The organism is Xenorhabdus sp. PB61.4 (assembly GCF_963894935.1).
GTDB classification, from domain to species: Bacteria; Pseudomonadota; Gammaproteobacteria; order Enterobacterales; family Enterobacteriaceae; genus Xenorhabdus; species Xenorhabdus stockiae.
The window spans coordinates 32960-52202 of sequence record NZ_CAWQJR010000101.1 but is presented as its reverse complement, the minus strand read 5'-3'; the positions used below and the strand labels follow the sequence as shown (position 1 = coordinate 52202).

Genomic DNA, 19243 nt, shown 5'->3' with positions numbered 1-19243 from the left:
TCAGATGAAAAACAAAAAAATATTCATAAATACAAGGCTATATCAAAGAATTAAATGCTATTAATTGATTGTATAAGTATTCTAAAAAGTGATTTTTACGGTAAAAAAGCAACATTAAGTTCACAATATTCGATTTTACTTTAATCTAAATAAAATTTATTTTTAAGAATTAAATTTCGAATCAATGTAAGCTGAACAGTATAATAATTTAAAAATTTGAATTTTACAGCTTGAGTGGGTTTTCACCATTTATGAGGATATAAGAAAATACCTCTTTATGGGTGTAATCATTAAAAAATGGGAAGCAGCGAACTACACAAAGCAGTTCGCCTTTAAAGAATAAGCTGGATTAAGAAATCAACTTGATAATTGGATAAGATATAATTTGATTAATTCTGACGTGCTGCTGTTAAATCATTGAACATAATGCCTTGCATTTCATGCCAGATGGTTCCGCTTTCTTTACCATAATTACGTACGCATTCCATGATTTTATCGTAGGCTTCTTCCCGACACAGTACGCTCAGTTGTTGATAGAAATTCAGCGCCAGTTTCCGGGCCTCTGGGTTCGAAAAGTAATAACGGCCCACACGAGTATAAAGCCCTTTTAATCCGTTAATGATCAACCCATAAATAGGATTTCCTGACGCAAATGCTAAGCCACGGAAAATATCATAATCCACAGAACTGAAAGACTCCGCAGTATCTTCTGCTTTATCTTTTTCAGCCAGAACTTCCAGTGCTTTTTCCGGATTATGTCTGAATGCAGTGCGGATAAAGATGGCCGCAATATTTGTACGCACTGACAGTAAATTATCGACCAGCTGAGGCACACGATCATGATCTAAACGTGCCAGGGTTTCCAGAATATTAAGACCTGATGTTTCCCAGAAATTATTGACCTTTGTTGGTTTTCCATGCTGAATAGTCAACCAGCCATCACGAGCAAGACGCTGCAATACTTCACGCAAAGTGGTACGAGTGACACCGATTAATTCAGATAATTCACGCTCTGCTGGCAGAATGGAGCCTGGTGGAAAACGATTATTCCATATACTTTCAATGATATACTCTTCCGCAAAACTCGCAGGACTCTGAGCCTTAATTACCATATTTAAACTATTCCAAAACTGTTTTCTTGGCTAATAATAGGTACTGATCATACCAGAATGCGCCAGATCGACATAGTTACATAATAAATAAACCATGAAAGAGTGAAAGAGGTCATAAAAAAATATAATTATTACCCAATTAATTATGAGATTATCCCCTTAAATTACCACCAGTTAGAGCGTACGATACTCTATGTATTTCGAGTTGCATCAAGACGGTCGGGAAGCGTCTCCCAGAGGGATAATCGCTATATGACTGGATGACTGGAATAAGCGAGCGCAACCAACAGAGAGGTAACTGGAAAAACAACGGGTATGTTGTGCTTTAGAAATGTCCCATGTATCCACAGAAGAGGAATATTAATAATAATGGAAATCAGTATCCGACGTGCAGTGGTGAAAAACTTTCTCGGCAATTCGCCGGATTGGTACAAATTGGCTATCATTGTTTTTCTTATCATCAATCCACTGGTTTTTTTCTATGTCAGCCCCTTCGTTGCAGGCTGGATGCTCGTTGTGGAATTTATCTTCACACTGGCAATGGCGTTAAAATGCTATCCATTGCAACCGGGAGGCTTACTTGCTATTGAGGCGGTGCTTATCGGCATGACCTCACCAAAACAGATAGGGCATGAAATCAGCAATAATCTGGAAGTTATCCTGCTGCTGATTTTCATGGTTGCCGGCATTTACTTCATGAAGCAACTTCTGCTATTTGTTTTCACTAAACTACTCTTGAGCATTCGTTCCAAAAAAATGCTGGCACTGGCCTTCTGTCTGGCGAGTGCATTCTTATCTGCTTTTCTTGATGCCCTGACAGTTATAGCTGTTGTTATCAGCGTATCTGTTGGCTTTTATTCTATTTATCATCGTTATCTTTCCAGCCAGAATAATAGCAGTACAGATCTTAACGATGATCAATTTATTGATAGTGAAGATAAAAGACAAACACTGGATCAATTCCGGGCATTTCTGCGCAGCCTGATGATGCATGCCGGAGTCGGTACAGCATTAGGTGGTGTGATGACGATGGTCGGTGAACCACAGAACCTGATCATCGCAAAACACGTTGGCTGGGATTTCGTGACATTCTTTATCCGTATGTCTCCTGTCACCGTACCTGTTTTTATCTGCGGGCTACTGGTTTGTCTGTTGGTTGAACATTTCAAACTGTTTGGTTACGGTGCCGAACTACCTGAGCGTGTCCGCTCTGTTTTGGAAGACTATGCGAAAAAAGCCGGTGAAAAACGTACCCGTCAGGAAAAAGCTCAGCTTGTTGTTCAGGCTTTAATCGGTATCTGGCTGATTGTGGCTTTGGCATTCCACCTAGCTGAAGTCGGGTTGATTGGCCTGTCAGTGATTATTATGGCTACTGCTTTTTGTGGTATCACTGAAGAACATGCTCTGGGTAAAGCCTTTGAGGAAGCCTTACCGTTTACTGCATTACTGACTGTCTTCTTTTCTGTGGTTGCAGTCATTATTGATCAACAGCTATTTACCCCGTTTATTCAGTTTGTACTGCAATCCTCACCAGCGTCACAGCTTTCCCTGTTTTATCTGTTTAATGGTTTGCTTTCCGCAGTATCTGACAACGTATTTGTAGGTACTGTTTATATCAATGAAGCTCTGACTGCACTTAAAAGTGGTCTTATTTCGCAGCAGCAATATGAATTTTTAGCTGTAGCCATTAATACAGGGACCAACCTGCCATCAGTCGCGACACCAAACGGACAGGCTGCTTTCCTGTTCCTGCTGACATCTGCGCTATCGCCACTGATCCGCCTGTCTTATGGGCGTATGGTGCTCATGGCTCTACCTTACACCATTGTGATGACCCTTGTGGGTCTGCTGTGTGTTGAATTTTGGCTACTGCCTGCTACTGAATATCTGGTAAAACTTGGCTGGGTTATCCCACAATAATCCCTTATATTTATTATTAAGGAATTCTGCCGGATAGGGTGTAAAATCCCCCTATCCGGTTTTTTTATCCCTTCGAATATCTAATCGATTTCATGTTTCCTCCGGCGGCAAAGGAACGAATTTGCACCGTCAACAAAAAAGCAATTTGAAAGAGGAAGGGTATAATTTAAAAAAACAACACAATTGACCTTAAATTGATTCTTTTGTGATTTAAGAAACGGCAGAATAAACGGCTACCTATATATACGATACGGGAAGAAGAAGAATGTTACATTTTCTAAAATGGAGTTCCCAAGGGCGAAGCGCATGGTTGTTAATGGCGTTAACTGCTCTTTTACTGGAGTTTGTTGCTCTTTACTTTCAACATGTTATGCAGTTACAGCCCTGTGTAATGTGTATTTATGAGCGTGTTGCTCTGTTCGGTATTTTCGGGGCTGCTCTGCTGGGAGCTATCGCCCCCAAAACCCCGCTGCGCTGGCTGGCTATTTTACTTTGGCTTTATAGCTCATGGCACGGATTACAACTGGCATGGGATCATACCATGATGCAGTTATACCCCAGCCCTTTTAATACCTGTGAATTTTTTGTCAGATTTCCGTCATGGCTGCCGTTAAATGAATGGCTGCCTTCCGTGTTTCAGGCTTTTGGCGATTGTTCAATAAAACAATGGTCATTTCTGACACTGGATATGCCGCAATGGCTAATTGGTGTTTTTGCTGCTTATTTATTAGTGGGTGTTCTGGTTCTGATCAGCCAGTTTTTCCGGCTGAAATATAAGTATTAAGAACAAAAAGGCTGTCTTTCCTGCGCAGGGAAAGCAGCCTTTTTCGCTAACTCTAATTGATAATCCCTTTCTATCCGCTATTATTGTTTCCTTTTCATGTTCTCCGCCATAAAATCATCGTAATTTTTTAAGGGCCTTTAGTCGAACAGCCATCAGAAACAATAAAGAACAACCAGAAATGAATACTCAAAAAGAACAGTATAATTTTAATAAATTACAAAAGCGCCTGCGTCGTGATGTCGGGCAAGCCATTGCAGATTTTAATATGATCGAAGAAGGCGATCGCATTATGGTCTGCCTTTCTGGTGGCAAAGACAGCTACACCCTGCTGTCTATTTTGCAGAACCTGCAAAAAAGTGCCCCGATTAACTTTTCTCTTATTGCCGTCAATCTGGATCAAAAACAACCGGGTTTTCCTGAGCACATCCTTCCGGCTTATCTGGATGAACTGGGCGTCGAGTATAAGATCGTTGAAGAAAATACCTACGGTATTGTCAAAGAAAAAATTCCGGAAGGAAAAACAACCTGCTCTCTGTGCTCCCGACTGCGCCGTGGTATTTTATACCGCACCGCTACTGAACTGGGCGCAACCAAAATCGCTCTGGGGCATCATCGTGATGATATCCTGCAAACTGTTTTTCTGAATATGTTTTACGGCGGCAAATTAAAAGGTATGCCACCTAAACTGATCAGTGATGATGGTAAACACATTGTTATACGCCCGCTGGCTTACTGCCGGGAAAAAGATATCGAACGCTACGCAGAAGCGAAAGCATTTCCCATTATCCCTTGTAATTTGTGTGGATCACAGCCAAATCTGCAACGTCAGGTTATCAAGGATATGCTACGCGACTGGGACAAACGCTATCCCGGACGCATTGAAACTATGTTCCGGGCGGTACAGAACGTGGTTCCATCACATCTCAGCGATTTTAATCTGTTCGACTTCAAAAGCATTAATCACGACAGCGAAATTATTGCTGGAGGGGATCTGGCTTTTGATCGGGAAGAATTACCCGTACAACCTGCTATTGACCCTGATGAACAAATTGATTTTCAGGCAGATCGGCTGGATGTTATCGAAATAAAGTAATAAAAAAATAGCCGATGCTAAGGATTTTAGTATCGGCATAATGTCAATTTTAATCGGTATAAAACTCAATATGAGAAACACTACAATCATGGAGCACAACGTTCATCGCTCAACGTTGTATTCACCTGCAGAGTTATAGTGCCTCAACTTGAGATACTGATTATTGATATATCTCAAATCCGAATGAAATTAACCATCAGATTCAATGAACATTCGGTTCAGAATTCACGACTATCACAGTTTTCCCTATAACCACTTACTTCGCTTTAACCACCATGCGAACCCCGCTATCAATAACGACAGCAGCAGGCTGAATAAACCAAAGCCAAAGTCATCCTTATTTCCGGGGATCCCACCAAGGTTAACGCCAAATAAGCCGGTTAAAAAAGTACTTGGTAAGAATATCATTGTTAACAATGACATCATGTAAATACGCCGGTTCATCGCATCCGCCATAATGGAAGTAATCTCATCGGCAAGAACCGCTGTCCTTGCGATACAGCTATCCAAATCATCCAGCCCACGCCCCAGACGATCAGAGACTTCCTGAATCAGATGACGAGCCTCATCACTCATCCAGGGTAACTTCTCACTGGACAGCCGTGTCAAAACATCTCGCTGGGGTGCCATATACCGACGAAGAACAATCAATTGTTTACGTAATAACACTAACTCACCTCGTCCGGGGATCTTCTGCTCCAGAATGTTATCCTCAAACTCAATCAGATTGTCATGTAACTCTTCAATAAAATCGTTCACTTCGTCGGTAATAGCATCGGCGATTTCAACCAGCCAGTGCCCTGTATTTTTTGCTCCTACGCCATTATTTAAATCAGCCAGAACCTGCTCAACCGAATAAACTTTTCTATGGCTACTGGAAATAATTATCTTGTCATTAATGTAGATGCGAAATGATACCAAGTGATCAGAGCGGGCATTGTCATTACGATTAATGGTCCGCAACATAATCATCGCCCCTTCACCGGTACGAATGAGTTTGGGCCGAATACTCTCACCCACCAGCCCTTCTTTTACCGGAACTGGTAGTTGGTTAGTTTTCATAATCCATTGATAACTTCCCTGATTTTTATAATCAAGATGCTGCCAGAATGGTTGCCCTGCCGTTGCAGATACATTTTCGCTAAAACCTGTAGTACCACCCTTCCCGTTCAATTGGCAGGCATACACAGCATTTGAATCTTTAAATGCTGAGCCATAAATCGTTTCCACATCCGCTCCTGTTCAACATTTAATGTTTTTTAATGATATACATAGTATGGCTATAAGCCACATCTTCAGGATTGGTGATCGGGTATCCTTTTAACCATTTTTTGATTAACCGACCATTAGTGTACTGATAAATAGGAACAATCGGAGCCTGTTCTTCAATCATTTTTTCAGCCTGATTATAATCCCTGTTTCTGGCGTCATCGTCTGTTTCCAGACTAGCCTCTTTTAACAAAGCGTCATAAGCTGGGTTATAAAATTTGGCCAGATTTCCGCTGTGCGTTGAGGTCAAAAGTGATAAGAAACTTGATGGTTCATTATAATCTCCGGTCCATGATGCCCGGACTACATCAAAATTACCGGTATTTCGATTATCAACGTAAGTTTTCCATTCCTGATTGACTAACTTCACCTCAACGCCCAGTTTTTTCTTCCACTCTGAACTGACTGCAATGGCAATACGTTGATTATTTTCTAAATTATTATAGAGCAAAGAAAGTTTTAACGGATGATCAGGGCCATAACCCGCCTCTTTGAGCAGCAATCTTGCTCTCCTATCTCTTTCCTGCTGAGTTATCATCTGTTGCTGACTTTTTTCCGGATGAAAACCGGCTGTAACGTCAGGTGTAAAATGCCATGCAGGTTTTTCGCCTGTGCCTAATATCTTTTCTGCAACCAGATTCTTATTGATGGTCATGGCAAGTGCCTGCCGGACACGGATATCATTAGTCGGTGCCCGCTGAGTATTAAATGCGTAGTAGTACGTCCCCAGTTGATCCGGAGTGAACACCTCTCCCGGGATATCATGCCGTAACTTGTGGTACATATTCTTAGGGAAAGATTCAGTAATATCCAAATCCCCTGCCAGATAGCGGTTAACCGCATGAGATTCCTGATTGATTGGTACAAACGTCACTTTCTTCAGTACTGTTTTCTCGTGATCCCAGTAATAAGGATTAGGCGACAGAACAATTTTTTCATTGACTACACGCCCCGTCAGCATGAAAGCGCCATTACCCACCAAATGACCTACTTTGGTCCAGTCATTACCGTATTTTTCAACGCTCTGTTTATTCACCGGATAAAGGCTAAAGTGAGTAGTCATATTGGGGAAATAAGGCACTGGGCGATCCAGCGTAACTTTTACTGTATAAGCATCAAGAGCTTCAACACCTAATTTTTCCGGAGGTAATTTACCATCTATAATCTTTTGGGCATTCTGAATTCCTGCCAGAGCAGCAAACCAAGAAAATGAAGAGGCATTTTTAGGATTAACCAGCCTCTGCCAGCTATATACAAAATCAGAGGCTGTGACTTTGTCGCCATTAGACCAGCGGGCATCCTGTCGTAGCGTAAATATCCATGTTTTGTTATCTGTCGTCTTCCAGTTAATCGCAACTCCCGGAACAGGCTTACCATAGGCATCCTGATTGACGAGACCTTCCAGTAAATCACGCAACACCTGCGCTTCTATTAAACCGAAGGACTTAATCGGGTCAAGTGATGCTGGTTCATCTTTCAAATGGCGAACCAGCTCCTGATGAGTGTCTAACTGAGTTCCTACAGGAACATCAGCAGCATAAACAGAAAGAGGTAAGGAAAGCCCTGTCATCAGTAATACAGAAGGGAACGAGGTAAAGTTATACATAAATATTTACTCTTTTGGTCTAATAATTATCCTAAAATAAATTATAAGACACTGTTAATTAAACAATAGATGAGTATTTATAAATATTACAGCTATTTTTGTGGGCAAGATCGCACTATTCCATTACACTGGCACCGCAGTTTACTTATATAGAGGGATAAAACCATGACACAAACCGTCAAGTTCCAAGGTAGCGATATCACCGTAGCTGGGCATTTTCCACAAGCAGGTGAAACAGCAAAAGAATTTACGCTGGTAGCTAAAGATCTTACTGACGTGGCACTGAGCCAGTATGTAGGGAAACGTAAGGTACTCAATATATTCCCAAGTATTGACACCGGCGTTTGTGCAACTTCTGTACGTAAATTTAACCAACATGCCGGTGAACTGAACAATACTGTCGTACTTTGCATTTCAGCAGACCTGCCTTTTGCACAATCCCGTTTTTGTGGCTCTGAAGGCCTTTCGAATGTTGTCACTCTATCAACACTGCGTGGTGGTGAGTTTCAGGAAAATTACGGTGTAGCCATTAGCCAGGGTCCATTAGGTGGATTGACTGCACGTGCTGTCATTGTTCTGGATGAAAACAATAATGTTATTTATAGCCAGCTCGTAGATGAAATTACTAACGAGCCTGATTATGACAGCGCATTAGCAGCACTGAAATAATTCGTTATAAAGAACTTCTGGCGGTAATTATTATGTTGTTACCGCCAATTTTATCTTTCCTTTCCCCACCTTCTCTCTCTATTCTTATTTTAAAATATATTAAATATAACCCAAACAGATAATAGCAGCCTATTACACTCATCGCTCTCGTTGCCTTCAAATTTATCACTTTGTTAACTTTATCTTTTTATTTATTAGATATAACACATTAAGTTAAACGATAAAAAAATTATCAGTAATTTTTCTTTTTAAGATTATCTTAAATATAGATACATCAGCTTAATTTAATTAACCATATTTTATGGTATTAGAAAAAAGTTTACCCCGGTATAACTCATTAATTTAATATAGTTACTTATAATTTCCTATTTAAGTAATATAGGATTATTTTACACAACAAAAACAAAACAATGCATAAAGTGATATCTTTATATCAAGGTAAATTATAAACGCAAGTTATATATTCCTTAAATAAACCATCCTCTGGTGATTACACATTCTGACTATTGTGCTTAACTCAATATCAGAAACCAACAGCTATATACTTATATATCCGAGAATGCCTCACAACAGTAAGTTCCACCAGCTATCATATATTCCCGCATCCAGCCGGAATAGGCGGTAGCTTTGCATAAAAGCGAGTCCATATTATGGAAAGACAGTTTATCGCACATACTTCATCCGGCGAAGAGTTATACTTTAAATCACTTAAAGGAATAGAAAGATTATCGGAACCTTATGAATTTGAGATCGAATTACTGAGTAAAAATAGATTATCTGATCCTATATCTCTTCATAATACTGTACTCACCGTAGAAATAAAAACCCCATCAAAACAAACAAGATATTTAAGTGGTTATATAGAAAAAATTTCTTATTCGCCATTTTATAAATATGATGACAGGCTTTATTTATATACTGCTACAGTAAGACCTAAGCTTTCGGAATTAAAAAAGAAATCCGGTTATAGTATCTGGCAGGAAAAAACTGTACCTGAGATTGTCACTACAGTATTACAGGGTGCCAATGTTAATTTTGAGGATAATCTCATAGAGAACTATCGCCCATGGGAATATTGCGTTAAATATAACGAAACTGATTTCGATTTCATTCATCGTCTAATGGCTCATGAAGGTATTTATTATTACTTTAAACATGAGAATGGTAACCACACTATGGTATTAGTCGATATGCCCCAAATGCATTATCCAATGCCGGGGTATGACACGATTAAATATTTCAGTGTCGGTAGCATATTCAGGAAATTAGACCAAGAATATATCTATACTTGGAATATTAGCAGTTCGACTATCCCCAACAGTTTCAGTACTGATGACTACGATTTTCGTAAGCCCCGGGCCAAATTGCAGTCTCTCACTCAAACATCGCTCAGTTCTGTTGATAGTACAGAGATATTTATGTGGCCGGGACGCTTTATAAAAGGTGATCAGGGGCAATTTTATGTCCGTATACTTCAACAGGCCTCAGAAGCACAAAGTGAGCTGATTAATGGGGAAGGCAATGTATTGGGAATGGCTCCGGGCCACACTTTCACACTCTCTCTGCCTAATAGTATCAAAGGGGATGATTACAATGATTATCTGATTACCGGGGCGCAATATTCATTTTATGAATCCGATTATGGCTCAGTCTTCGAGTATGATAGTGATGACGATGATTGTGATGATGATAACCCTGACAAGAATATTGTTCAGTTTGAAGCTATCCCCTCCAATGTCCATTGGAAACCACAAGCCATCACGCTCTGGCCAAAAGCAACCGGTGTTGAAACTGCGGTCGTAACAGGCCCTAAAAATAAACCGATATGGACTGATAAGTATGGCCGGATAAAAGTGAAATTCCGTTGGGATAAAACCGATAAAAAAGACGATACCAGTTCCTGCTGGATACGTGTGGCAACGCGTTGGGCTGGCTGGCGTTACGGCAGTATCAACGTTCCCCGTGTGGGAGAAGAAGTTGTTATCAGTTTTGTCAATGGCGACCCGGATAAACCTTTTGTTATCGGTAGTACTTATAACAATGAAAATATGCCACCGTGGGAACTTCCCAAACATGAAACTCGCAGTGGTGTGATGTCAAATACCAAAAATGGTAAGCATGATCAGGCTAACTATCTTTTTATGGATGATGAACCGGATAAGGAGTTATTTGATCTGCACGCAGAGCGGGATATGAATATCTCCGTTGAAAAAGATAAGACGGTCAAAATTGATGGGAAGCGTACTACGGAAATTAAAAAAGAACAAACAGATACGGTGACAGGTAAAGCGAATTTCACCTACAAAGATAATCGGGATACGACTGTCAACGGCAAAGATACCTTAACGATTGATAAGGGGCAGCAACGAACCATTAAAAAAGGTCGAAACACCGAAATCGATGGTGGAGATACTTACAAACTCACAGGCAATTTAACTGCCAAAATTGATGGAAACTGGACTCAAAATATTACCGGAACAACGCTAATCAACAGCCCTAGTCTCATTACACTCAAAAGTGATACTAATATTGTGATGGATTGCCCAACGTCTATATTTTCTTCCAGTATAGGCAAAATAAGTGCCACAGGATTTAGTATTTCTGCCACGGGTTTTCAGGCGTCCACCACTCACACTAGTGCCTCAGCTAATGAGCTTGTTACATCCGTCACAGGAATTTCCGTCGGTGTTACTGTAATCAATCTAAGTAAAACAGGAGTAGATATTGCAAAAAATGATGTCAAAGTAGCCGCAAACACACTTGCTGTTGCACAATCAAACATCCGACTCATTGCTTCCTCCCTACATTTGTTTGTCTGATATTTTAACAGTCAATATTTCAATGAAAATCATCAAACCACTACGCTTAAGTATGCTTTATCGGCCTTATCGCTGGATGCAGAAAAATCACCTCGGAGTCGCTGTAATGGCACTGGCTGATATGGGGCCAATCCCCCGTCTGCGTCCTGAACCTGAGCTTTGGCAACTGGCAGAAAAAGAACTGAAAACCTGTAATGGTATTATTGACCTTGCCATGCCTAAATCCTGTGCTGAATTTCTGGCAACTGGGTATGCCTATACCCATCATCAGACTGATAAAACCGCCTGTAATGTGCGTATTAAAGTTGATCAATTAGAAAAAAAACTGGCTGTTTTTGGTGATCGTTACTGGGTGGGTGATACTTCTTCAAAACCTCAGGCTTTTGAACAAATGCGACTGGACTGGAGTCGGGCTTTTGGAGGGGAAAGTTATGATGATAATCCACACGGCATTGGCTTCAAGCCGGAAATACTGGAAAACGGCAATAAAATTCATCGGTTACCTAATATTGAAGCTTTCCATAAACAGTTGTTATCCCCGGAAGATACCCCTGAACCGGCCAGTTTTTGCCCGCTGGATTTTACATGGCCACGCCGGTTTGAACGCATCGGTAAGCAATATGATAAGGAATGGCTGGAAAACGAATTTCCGGGATATGCCCATGATATTGACTGGCGGTTATTTAATGCCGCGCCACAGGATCAGTGGTGGGAGCAACTGCCTGCCCTGCCGGTGAAAGCTGCATGGCGGATTGAGAACATGCACCCGAAAAAACCGGTACAGGAAGGCCACCTGCCAGCATGGAATGCCCGCTGCTTTATCAGACGGTTACGTCTTAATGAAGAGATTGACGAAGAAATTGTCATGCGCCAGACAACCGTGTGGTTTTTCCCTCATCTGGAGCAAATGCTCCTGATATGGCATGGAAGTACACGGATAAATGAAGATGATGCAGCCGATGTCTTACAGATGATATCCGCGCTGGAACAACAGGATAGCCCGCTACCCGCCAGTCATTATCTGGAAGTTGCCAGACAGCGCATGGACAAAGAAAAAGGTGTGTTGTACACGTTCAGGGAAAAAGATCTTATTTCTGAGGACATTATCGGCCCGTGGATAGATACAGAGTCCTCAATAGAAAGCAGCCCGATACAGGAGTCGATACAAAGGCGTCAAAAGCTTCTCCATGAACAGCAAGCAGCACGTTTGGCTGAACAGGGCCATGATATCAATACGATTATCCCATCCACTTCTCCGGTCGCAGTACCTTCAACCAATCCCCGACTGGATGAACTACCAGAATTCGTGGAAAAAATCGAACAGGAGGCCAATCAAAAAAAAGCTGAAGCCGAGCTGAAACAAGCAGAGATAACTACCAAAGCAAAAGAACAGGGTATCGATACGTATTTATCTCTTCCGGAGAGTAATACCAAAGGACCGGAAAGAATTTATTCAACACGGGATATATTGCGTAAGCAACAGCAGCACACCGGATTGAACGATCAAGAACTGGTACAAATTGAACAGTCGCTACGTAATGCGTATTTTTTGACGGTGCAATCCCAGAGTCCTGCTTTGCGACTGAAGGGTGAGTTATCAGAAATCATCCGCAAACGGGCACAAAAAATTATGGCACAAGGTGGAAATTTCAGTGGCATGGATTTTACTGGTGCAGATTTATCCAACATGGATCTACGTGGCGCAAACTTTTCCCGCGCATTATTGGAAAGTGCCTGTTTTAATCACAGCCAACTGGATAAAGCGGATTTCAGTGAAGCAATGCTGGCCAGAGCAGAATTCTGCCATACTTCCCTGTCTGGCGTGAAACTGGATAAAGCGAATCTGGTACTGGCTAAATGTGAGCGGAGTGACTTTTCCAATACCGATTTCAAAGAGGTCCAATTGCAGGAAGCCCTATTTGATCACTGTCAATTCAGCCACTCCACATTCACCGATCTTTTACTGAGACAGGTCTTTATTACACATTGTGATTTTCACTCTTCACAATGGAATAACTGCACACTGACAGAACTGGAATTACCCGCTCTCAGCTTTAATCACGCAACGCTGAATAAAGTCATTTTTCTTAAGTGTAAACTGGAACAAGCCGTTTTTGATGAAGCACAATGTGAAGGTTGTTCATGGGTAGAAACGGAAGTCAATCACATCCGGTTCTGTTCAGCAAGCCTGTTGAATTGTGCTTTTGTGATGAACACTACACTTAATCAGGCGGATTTTACTCAGGCAACACTAACTGAGTGTAATTTGCGCCAGATGCCGTTGGTTCAGGCTCGATTTCATTCTGCGACGCTGAATAACAGCGATTTGAGTGAAGCTGACTGCCGGTCAGCAGATATGCAACATCTGAATGCAACAAAAAGTATTTTCATCAGAACAGATTTTCGGGAAGCTCTGTTAAATAATGCCAGCCTGATGGGTGCTCTGATGCAGAAATGTAGTTTGCATGGTACTGATTTACGCGGTGCGAATTTATTTCGGGCCGATATGTCTCAGTCTGTCATTGATGATTCAACCCAGTTTGAAGGCGCCTATCTGCAAGGTATCAAAACCTTGCCTAAACGCGATAAGGAAGTGATATGAATTCACTGTCAGCAGATGAACTGATCGCAAAAATCAAACAGGGTGACATCATTGAAAAAGTCAGTCTGGCACATATCTCACTAGCTCAGCGGAATTTAACCGACGGAATATTCAAAGAAGTCGATTTCACCGGCGCTGATCTTTCCCACGCTCAACTGAAAGATACCATTTTTACCGCCTGTCAGTTCAAAGAGGCAACATTTGATTCCGCCCTCTTCGAACAAAGTGTTTTTGAACAGTGCAGTCTGGCGAGTGCCACCTTCGATAAAAGTCACATAACCAACAGCCTGTTTAATCAGTGTGATTTAAAGAAAACCCGCTTTACAGAAACAATACAAAACGACTCTCAATTTACCTCAAGTATTCTGCAAGAGGCCGATTTCAGTCACAGCGATCTTAAGCGAATTGCCTTTATTGACTCATCGCTTGATCAGGCACGCATCACTTCCAGCGATCTTTTTCTGGTTACCTTTTTTCGCCAGAATTTACGGAAAACGCACTTTTCTGCCAGTAAATTCACGAAAGCGGTTTTTTTTGAATGTGATCTGCGTGGTCAGGACTATCAACAACAACAATTTCAGGAATGTCAGTTTACCGGTTGTCAGCTTGAAGCCGTGAATTTCAGCCATGCCAGATTAACCAACTGTAACTTCAAAGGAGCGGGTTTACAGGGGGCAGTATTATCCAATGTTAACGCGACCCAATCCCTATTTATCGAAGCGGATTTGACTCGGGCACATTGCAGCAACAGCTTATTTATCCAGTCTATTTTTATCAGTGCCTGTCTCGAATCCGCTGATTTCAGACAAAGCCAGCTAACACAGGCCATTATGCACAAAGTTCATGCCGTCAATGCCCAGTTTACCGGTGCTGACATGACCTATGCCGATCTTTCCTACGCCAATGTCAGCAACAGTGATTTTCGTACCACGCATTTTATGCGAACACTTTTTCATCGTGCTGAACAGGCTGGGGCATTGTTCTCCGATCGTAATGGCATTCTGGAAAATGATCCTGAACTGTTTGCCGCCGAAGAGTGGGAGCAACAACGCAAGATTTAATCAGGAGAACTAAAATGTCAGAACTTTCTTACGCGTCCTATACACTTTCTTCGCCTTTACTTACGGATGAACCTTCACAACAGGTTGCCGGACAGGTTATCAACCGCCTTCAGGATGGTAGCTTGATGGTGGAAAGCCACAGCCGGGGATGGCATTGCCGACGGGCTGCCAGTTGTTTACTGACACCTGAACTGGGTGATACCGTATTACTCACAAAAGTAGAGGGACAACTCTGGGTGCTGGCTATATTAGAACGCCCTGAACAACAACAATCGGCAGAAATCAGCGTATCCGGTGATTTGACTATTGCGCCTCAGGGCAATTTACATTTAAACAGCGAAGGATTGCATATTGATGCCAACGATGGGCAATGCCATATCAAGAAAATGCAATACACGGGTGAATCTCTCTCTGCATGGGTGTCAGTGACCCAATTGATTGGCAATAAACTTGAGTCAGTCTGGCAGACCGTCACGCAACTCAGTCACCGCCTGTTTCGTCATACCACACAGACAGAGCAAGTACGGGCGGGTCAGTTAGATATGCAGGCTGAAAACTACTTGCGCATGCATGCCCAAAATACCATGATGTCAGCAAAAGCCATTACCAAAATAGATGCTGAACAAATTCATATTGGTTAAGGAGATATTATGTTTGCCAATACTCAAAGCGGGGGAATGGATCTGGCTACCCCTGATGTCTGTATGACTCCCCCTTTTTCCACACCTATACCGTATCCCAATATGGCTCAGGGACCTACCGGTATTACAAATGCCATGAACATCTTATTTGCAGGAGCACCAGCCCATAATCTGATGACAATCTATCCCATGACTATGGGCGATAACGCCGGCGTTAATACTGGTGTGGCTTCCGGTACGGTGATGGGACCAGCACGGCATACATTAGGGGCGAATACTCTGTTAATCAAAGGCGCTCCCGTGACGCGGCTAACCAGCATGTCAATGCAGAACTCGACCAACTCTGTCGGCTGTCGTATTACGCCAAGCCAAACCAAGGTGCTGATTTTATCAGCCTGATACCCAACTTTTCTTTTATTCCATACTGACTATACTAAAAATATTAATAATTCATGAAATTTATTACCTTATATTTTGTACTGAAAAAACGAAAGATTTTAATAAAAAATTTGTATTCAATTGGTTGTATTCAATTAACTGTTGGGTGATAACTGCTGGATGACGAAAAGAATTTTATTAACGTTTCTATTAATCATGGCAGGCTGCTCATCACAGCAGCCAGAAAAATTACCTCCTTACCAATTAGTTTTTAATATTGCACCAAATGTTAATGATTCAGCTCCACTGAAGATTGACGTTATGCTATTGAAATCAAAAGAAGAGTTTATGTCGGCAGACTTTTTTTCGCTTCAGGGCAACGCGAAAGCAGCGCTGGGTGATAAATTAGTCAATGAGGATCGGTTTTTTATCCTCCCTACCGAACATGTCCGTCATCTACTGGAACAGAATCAGCCAGAAATTCAATACATTGGAATTGTTGCCGAATACAGGCAACTAGATGGAAAGAAATGGCGTATTGCTCTTCCGGTATCGGTACCAGCAAAGCCTCCGTTTTACAAATTCTGGCGTTCTGCACCTGACAAACTACAGGTGTGCATTAAAGTTACTGGCTCTGGTTTAACTCCTGACTTAACTTGTGCTGCATGAACTGAAGAAAATCATGAATAAATCTGAAAAAGTCATTTGGACAGAAGGGATGTTCTTACGCCCTCATCACTTCCAGCAAGCTGAAAGCTATCTGGAAGCCTATGTCCGTGATTGGGGGAAAGCCCAACTGCCTTATTATTGGGGTTTTCTGACTCTCGAACTGAATCAGGAATTTCTCAATCAGGGGAAAATTATGCTTTCCTCTGCGAGCGGTATTTTTCCGGATGGAACTCCGTTCAGTTTTGATGGCGCTGACGCACCAGAACCTTTACAACTCTCTGAAAATCAGACCGATATTAATGTCATGCTGGCGCTTCCCCACTTTCGGCGGGGCAGAGAAGAAGTCATTTTCAGTGAGCAGAAAAATTCGCTGGCGCGTTTCATCAGTTTTGAAACCGAAGTCAATGACTTTAATGCTATGTCAGTGGGCAGTGCTGCTTTACAATTCGGCAAAATGCGCCTGCGCCTGATGGCGGAATCTGATTTAACACCAGAATGGACGGCATTGAAGATTGTTCACGTAGTGAATAGAACCAGTGATAATAAAATATATCTTGATCAACAGTTCATTCCTCCCTTACTCAACTGTTATGCCAGCCCGCAGGTGGCCGGGTTTGTAACCGATATTCAGGGGTTACTGGAACAGCGCCGCCAGCAGATAAGCCAGCGTTTATTACAACTGGGACGACATAATGACTCGGAAATCATGGATTTTCTCTTACTGTCCCTTGTCAATCGCTACAGTGGTCAGGTAAACCACGCACACAATTTATCATTATTGCATCCGGAAAGATTATTCAGCGAATGGCTGCAATTTGCCACTGAACTGGCGACATTCTCCCAAAGTCGTGTTCCTGATGAAAATCTTCCTCTCTATGATCATGACAATCTGACCCTGAGTTTTAATCAGCTTATGTTCCATCTGCGTCAGGGGCTGTCCATCATTCTGGAAGAACACGCTATTCAGTTACCACTCACCGAATACTCTCATGGTCTGAATATCGCCACACTACCTCATGCCAATATGGTGAATACATTCAGCTTTATTCTGGCTGTCCATGCTGAAACCACTAATGAAACCCTGATGAGTCACTTCCCGGCTCAGATGAAAATTGCCCCTGTCGGGCGTATCCGTGAATTAGTGCAGTTGCAGTTACCCGGTATTGCAATACGAGCCTTGCCATCCGTACCGAGGCAAATTCCCTGGCACTCAGGATATGTCTATTTCGAACTAGAAAAAGAGGGTGATTTGTGGAAACAAATGGATAAAGCCGGTGGCTTTGCATTGCACCTGGCGGGTGAGTTTCCCGGTTTAAATATGGAGTTTTGGGCTGTCCGTAACCAGCCTAAACAACCTAAACAGAGGTAACGACGCCTATGATGAGACAAGAAGCTCTTCATACTGATCAGATATGGCTTGCTGATGACACCCGTGAGAATCCGTTGGTGGCTGCGGCCAATCCTCTGCTGAATACGATCCCCAAAATCCGGCATACCACCTCCCACCCGGATCCCGCAAATTTACGGCAGCATCTGATCGATGAAATACGACGCTTTGAAGTCGCATGTCAACAGGCAAACCAGCCCTATGAAGTTATTATCGGGGCGCGTTACTGTTTGTGCACCGCCTTAGATGAAGCGGCCGCACTGACTCCATGGGGAAGCCGTAGTGTCTGGTCAGGTAGTGGGTTACTGGTCACGTTTCATAATGAAACCTGGGGAGGTGAAAAATTCTTTCAGCTTCTGGCTAAACTATCACAAAACCCCAAAGAGAATTTATTTCTGCTGGAATTGATTAATTTTTGTCTCCAGCTCGGGTTTGAAGGGCGCTACCGCATCATGGATAACGGTCGTTCTCAGCTGGAAACACTAAAACAACGTCTGTACCAGTTGATCCATTCAATCCGGGGCAATTATCCGGCCGAGCTGTCACCTAATTTGCAGTTGCTCAAAAAGCCCAATAAAGCCTGGAAACCTTTTTTACCTATGTGGGTTTGTCTGCTATTTCTGTGTTTTTTGGGCTGTATCCTGTATATCAGCCTGAACTGGCGACTGGGTAATATCACTACCCCGGTTTTATCCTCTATCTACCAGACCAGTCTGCCCAATGTGCCCGACAGAAAAATATCACCGCCACCACCTCCTGCGCCAGTACCAGTAAAAGAGGAAAAGCTGAATCTAAGAAGCCGATTACAACCTGAAATATCTGCCGGACTGTTAACCGTATCCGTGAATGATAAGAATGTGATTACACTGAAGGGTGATGGTGTATTCAGATCTGGTTCATCTCGCATCAAGAAAAACTATTTATATGTTATCAAACGTATTGCAGAAGAGATGAATCATTACAAAGGTGAAATTCTGGTGGTCGGATATACCGACAATATACCCATTTATTCATCATCTTTTGCCTCTAATTACGCGTTATCGCTGGCCAGAGCCAAATCTGTCCAAAAAGAACTCCAGCGCTATCTGGATCAGCCGGGACGCGTCAAAACAGAGGGAAAAGGTGCAAGCGATCCTCTGGTACCCAATAACACCCCCGCTAACCGGGCTAAAAACAGACGAGTAGAAATCACGCTGTTAGTTTCTCCTGATGCTCAAATAAAGTGAGGAAACT

15 protein-coding genes are annotated in these 19243 nt (G+C 42.2%); 12 read left to right on the top strand and 3 right to left on the bottom strand.

The window, feature by feature from the left end; translation table 11 throughout:
• Nucleotides 1-389: 389 nt before the first annotated feature.
• Nucleotides 390-1112 (bottom strand): fatty acid metabolism transcriptional regulator FadR, encoded by a 723-nt coding sequence (gene fadR / locus AACX68_RS06245; protein WP_099108105.1) that lies wholly within the window; start codon nt 1110-1112, stop codon nt 390-392.
• Nucleotides 1113-1481: 369 nt separating this feature from the next.
• On the opposite strand from fadR, the gene nhaB reads away from it, so the two are divergent.
• The 3 genes from nhaB (at nt 1482) to ttcA (ending at nt 4909) form a co-directional block, all read left to right on the top strand.
• On the top strand, nt 1482-3032 hold the full coding sequence (nhaB, locus tag AACX68_RS06240; RefSeq protein WP_228858597.1) for a sodium/proton antiporter NhaB: 1551 nt from the start codon (nt 1482-1484) through the stop codon (nt 3030-3032).
• 265 nt (nt 3033-3297) lie between these two features.
• On the top strand, nt 3298-3816 hold the full coding sequence (gene dsbB / locus AACX68_RS06235) for a disulfide bond formation protein DsbB (protein ID WP_099108107.1): 519 nt from the start codon (nt 3298-3300) through the stop codon (nt 3814-3816).
• A 151-nt stretch (nt 3817-3967) separates the two neighbouring features.
• The gene (ttcA, locus tag AACX68_RS06230; protein ID WP_339389295.1) at nt 3968-4909 is read left to right on the top strand and encodes a tRNA 2-thiocytidine(32) synthetase TtcA; all 942 of its coding nucleotides are present in this window, start codon (nt 3968-3970) and stop codon (nt 4907-4909) included.
• 246 nt (nt 4910-5155) lie between these two features.
• Here ttcA and zntB read toward each other — a convergent pair whose 3' ends face one another.
• Nucleotides 5156-6139, bottom strand: coding sequence for a zinc transporter ZntB (gene zntB / locus AACX68_RS06225; RefSeq protein WP_228858596.1), 984 nt, complete (start codon nt 6137-6139; stop codon nt 5156-5158).
• Nucleotides 6140-6158: 19 nt separating this feature from the next.
• Nucleotides 6159-7784, bottom strand: coding sequence for a peptide ABC transporter substrate-binding protein (locus AACX68_RS06220; protein ID WP_370630279.1), 1626 nt, complete (start codon nt 7782-7784; stop codon nt 6159-6161).
• 165 nt (nt 7785-7949) lie between these two features.
• Between AACX68_RS06220 and tpx the strand changes: the two genes are divergently transcribed.
• The 9 genes from tpx (at nt 7950) to AACX68_RS06175 (ending at nt 19236) form a co-directional block, all read left to right on the top strand.
• Nucleotides 7950-8453: a thiol peroxidase gene (tpx, locus tag AACX68_RS06215; RefSeq protein WP_099108111.1), complete on the top strand. Its 504-nt coding sequence runs from the start codon at nt 7950-7952 to the stop codon at nt 8451-8453.
• Nucleotides 8454-9103: 650 nt separating this feature from the next.
• Nucleotides 9104-11272 carry a type VI secretion system Vgr family protein gene (locus AACX68_RS06210; protein WP_228858595.1) on the top strand — a complete coding sequence of 723 codons (2169 nt, stop codon included), beginning with the start codon at nt 9104-9106 and terminating at the stop codon, nt 11270-11272.
• A gap of 22 nt (nt 11273-11294) precedes the next feature.
• Complete coding sequence (locus AACX68_RS06205) at nt 11295-13874, top strand: DUF2169 family type VI secretion system accessory protein (protein WP_228858594.1); 2580 nt, start codon at nt 11295-11297, stop codon at nt 13872-13874.
• Nucleotides 13871-14935, top strand: coding sequence for a pentapeptide repeat-containing protein (locus AACX68_RS06200; RefSeq protein WP_228858593.1), 1065 nt, complete (start codon nt 13871-13873; stop codon nt 14933-14935). Before AACX68_RS06205 ends, AACX68_RS06200 begins: the two co-directional genes overlap by 4 nt.
• Before the next feature lie 14 nt (nt 14936-14949).
• Nucleotides 14950-15576 (top strand): DUF3540 domain-containing protein, encoded by a 627-nt coding sequence (locus AACX68_RS06195; protein WP_228858592.1) that lies wholly within the window; start codon nt 14950-14952, stop codon nt 15574-15576.
• Between the two features lie 9 nt (nt 15577-15585).
• Nucleotides 15586-15975 (top strand): DUF4150 domain-containing protein, encoded by a 390-nt coding sequence (locus AACX68_RS06190; protein WP_099108116.1) that lies wholly within the window; start codon nt 15586-15588, stop codon nt 15973-15975.
• A gap of 159 nt (nt 15976-16134) precedes the next feature.
• Nucleotides 16135-16623 (top strand): type VI secretion system lipoprotein TssJ, encoded by a 489-nt coding sequence (gene tssJ / locus AACX68_RS06185; RefSeq protein ID WP_228858591.1) that lies wholly within the window; start codon nt 16135-16137, stop codon nt 16621-16623.
• 13 nt (nt 16624-16636) lie between these two features.
• Entirely contained in the window at nt 16637-17992 is a 1356-nt protein-coding gene (tssK, locus tag AACX68_RS06180) for a type VI secretion system baseplate subunit TssK (RefSeq protein WP_228858590.1), read from the top strand.
• 11 nt (nt 17993-18003) lie between these two features.
• A complete protein-coding gene (locus AACX68_RS06175; RefSeq protein WP_228858598.1) occupies nt 18004-19236 on the top strand; it encodes a DotU family type VI secretion system protein in 1233 nt (410 codons plus the stop codon).
• Nucleotides 19237-19243 lie beyond the last annotated feature (7 nt).

Bases quoted from the DNA above. Each gene is read 5' to 3' on its own strand.
- fadR (WP_099108105.1), bottom strand. From the start codon at position 1,112: ATGGTAATTAAGGCTCAGAGTCCTGCGAGTTTTGCGGAAGAGTATATC.
- nhaB (WP_228858597.1), top strand. From the start codon at position 1,482: ATGGAAATCAGTATCCGACGTGCAGTGGTGAAAAACTTTCTCGGCAAT.
- dsbB (WP_099108107.1), top strand. From the start codon at position 3,298: ATGTTACATTTTCTAAAATGGAGTTCCCAAGGGCGAAGCGCATGGTTG.
- AACX68_RS06220 (WP_370630279.1), bottom strand. From the start codon at position 7,784: ATGTATAACTTTACCTCGTTCCCTTCTGTATTACTGATGACAGGGCTT.
- tpx (WP_099108111.1), top strand. From the start codon at position 7,950: ATGACACAAACCGTCAAGTTCCAAGGTAGCGATATCACCGTAGCTGGG.
- AACX68_RS06210 (WP_228858595.1), top strand. From the start codon at position 9,104: ATGGAAAGACAGTTTATCGCACATACTTCATCCGGCGAAGAGTTATAC.
- AACX68_RS06205 (WP_228858594.1), top strand. From the start codon at position 11,295: ATGAAAATCATCAAACCACTACGCTTAAGTATGCTTTATCGGCCTTAT.
- AACX68_RS06200 (WP_228858593.1), top strand. From the start codon at position 13,871: ATGAATTCACTGTCAGCAGATGAACTGATCGCAAAAATCAAACAGGGT.
- AACX68_RS06195 (WP_228858592.1), top strand. From the start codon at position 14,950: ATGTCAGAACTTTCTTACGCGTCCTATACACTTTCTTCGCCTTTACTT.
- AACX68_RS06190 (WP_099108116.1), top strand. From the start codon at position 15,586: ATGTTTGCCAATACTCAAAGCGGGGGAATGGATCTGGCTACCCCTGAT.
- tssJ (WP_228858591.1), top strand. From the start codon at position 16,135: ATGACGAAAAGAATTTTATTAACGTTTCTATTAATCATGGCAGGCTGC.
- tssK (WP_228858590.1), top strand. From the start codon at position 16,637: ATGAATAAATCTGAAAAAGTCATTTGGACAGAAGGGATGTTCTTACGC.
- AACX68_RS06175 (WP_228858598.1), top strand. From the start codon at position 18,004: ATGAGACAAGAAGCTCTTCATACTGATCAGATATGGCTTGCTGATGAC.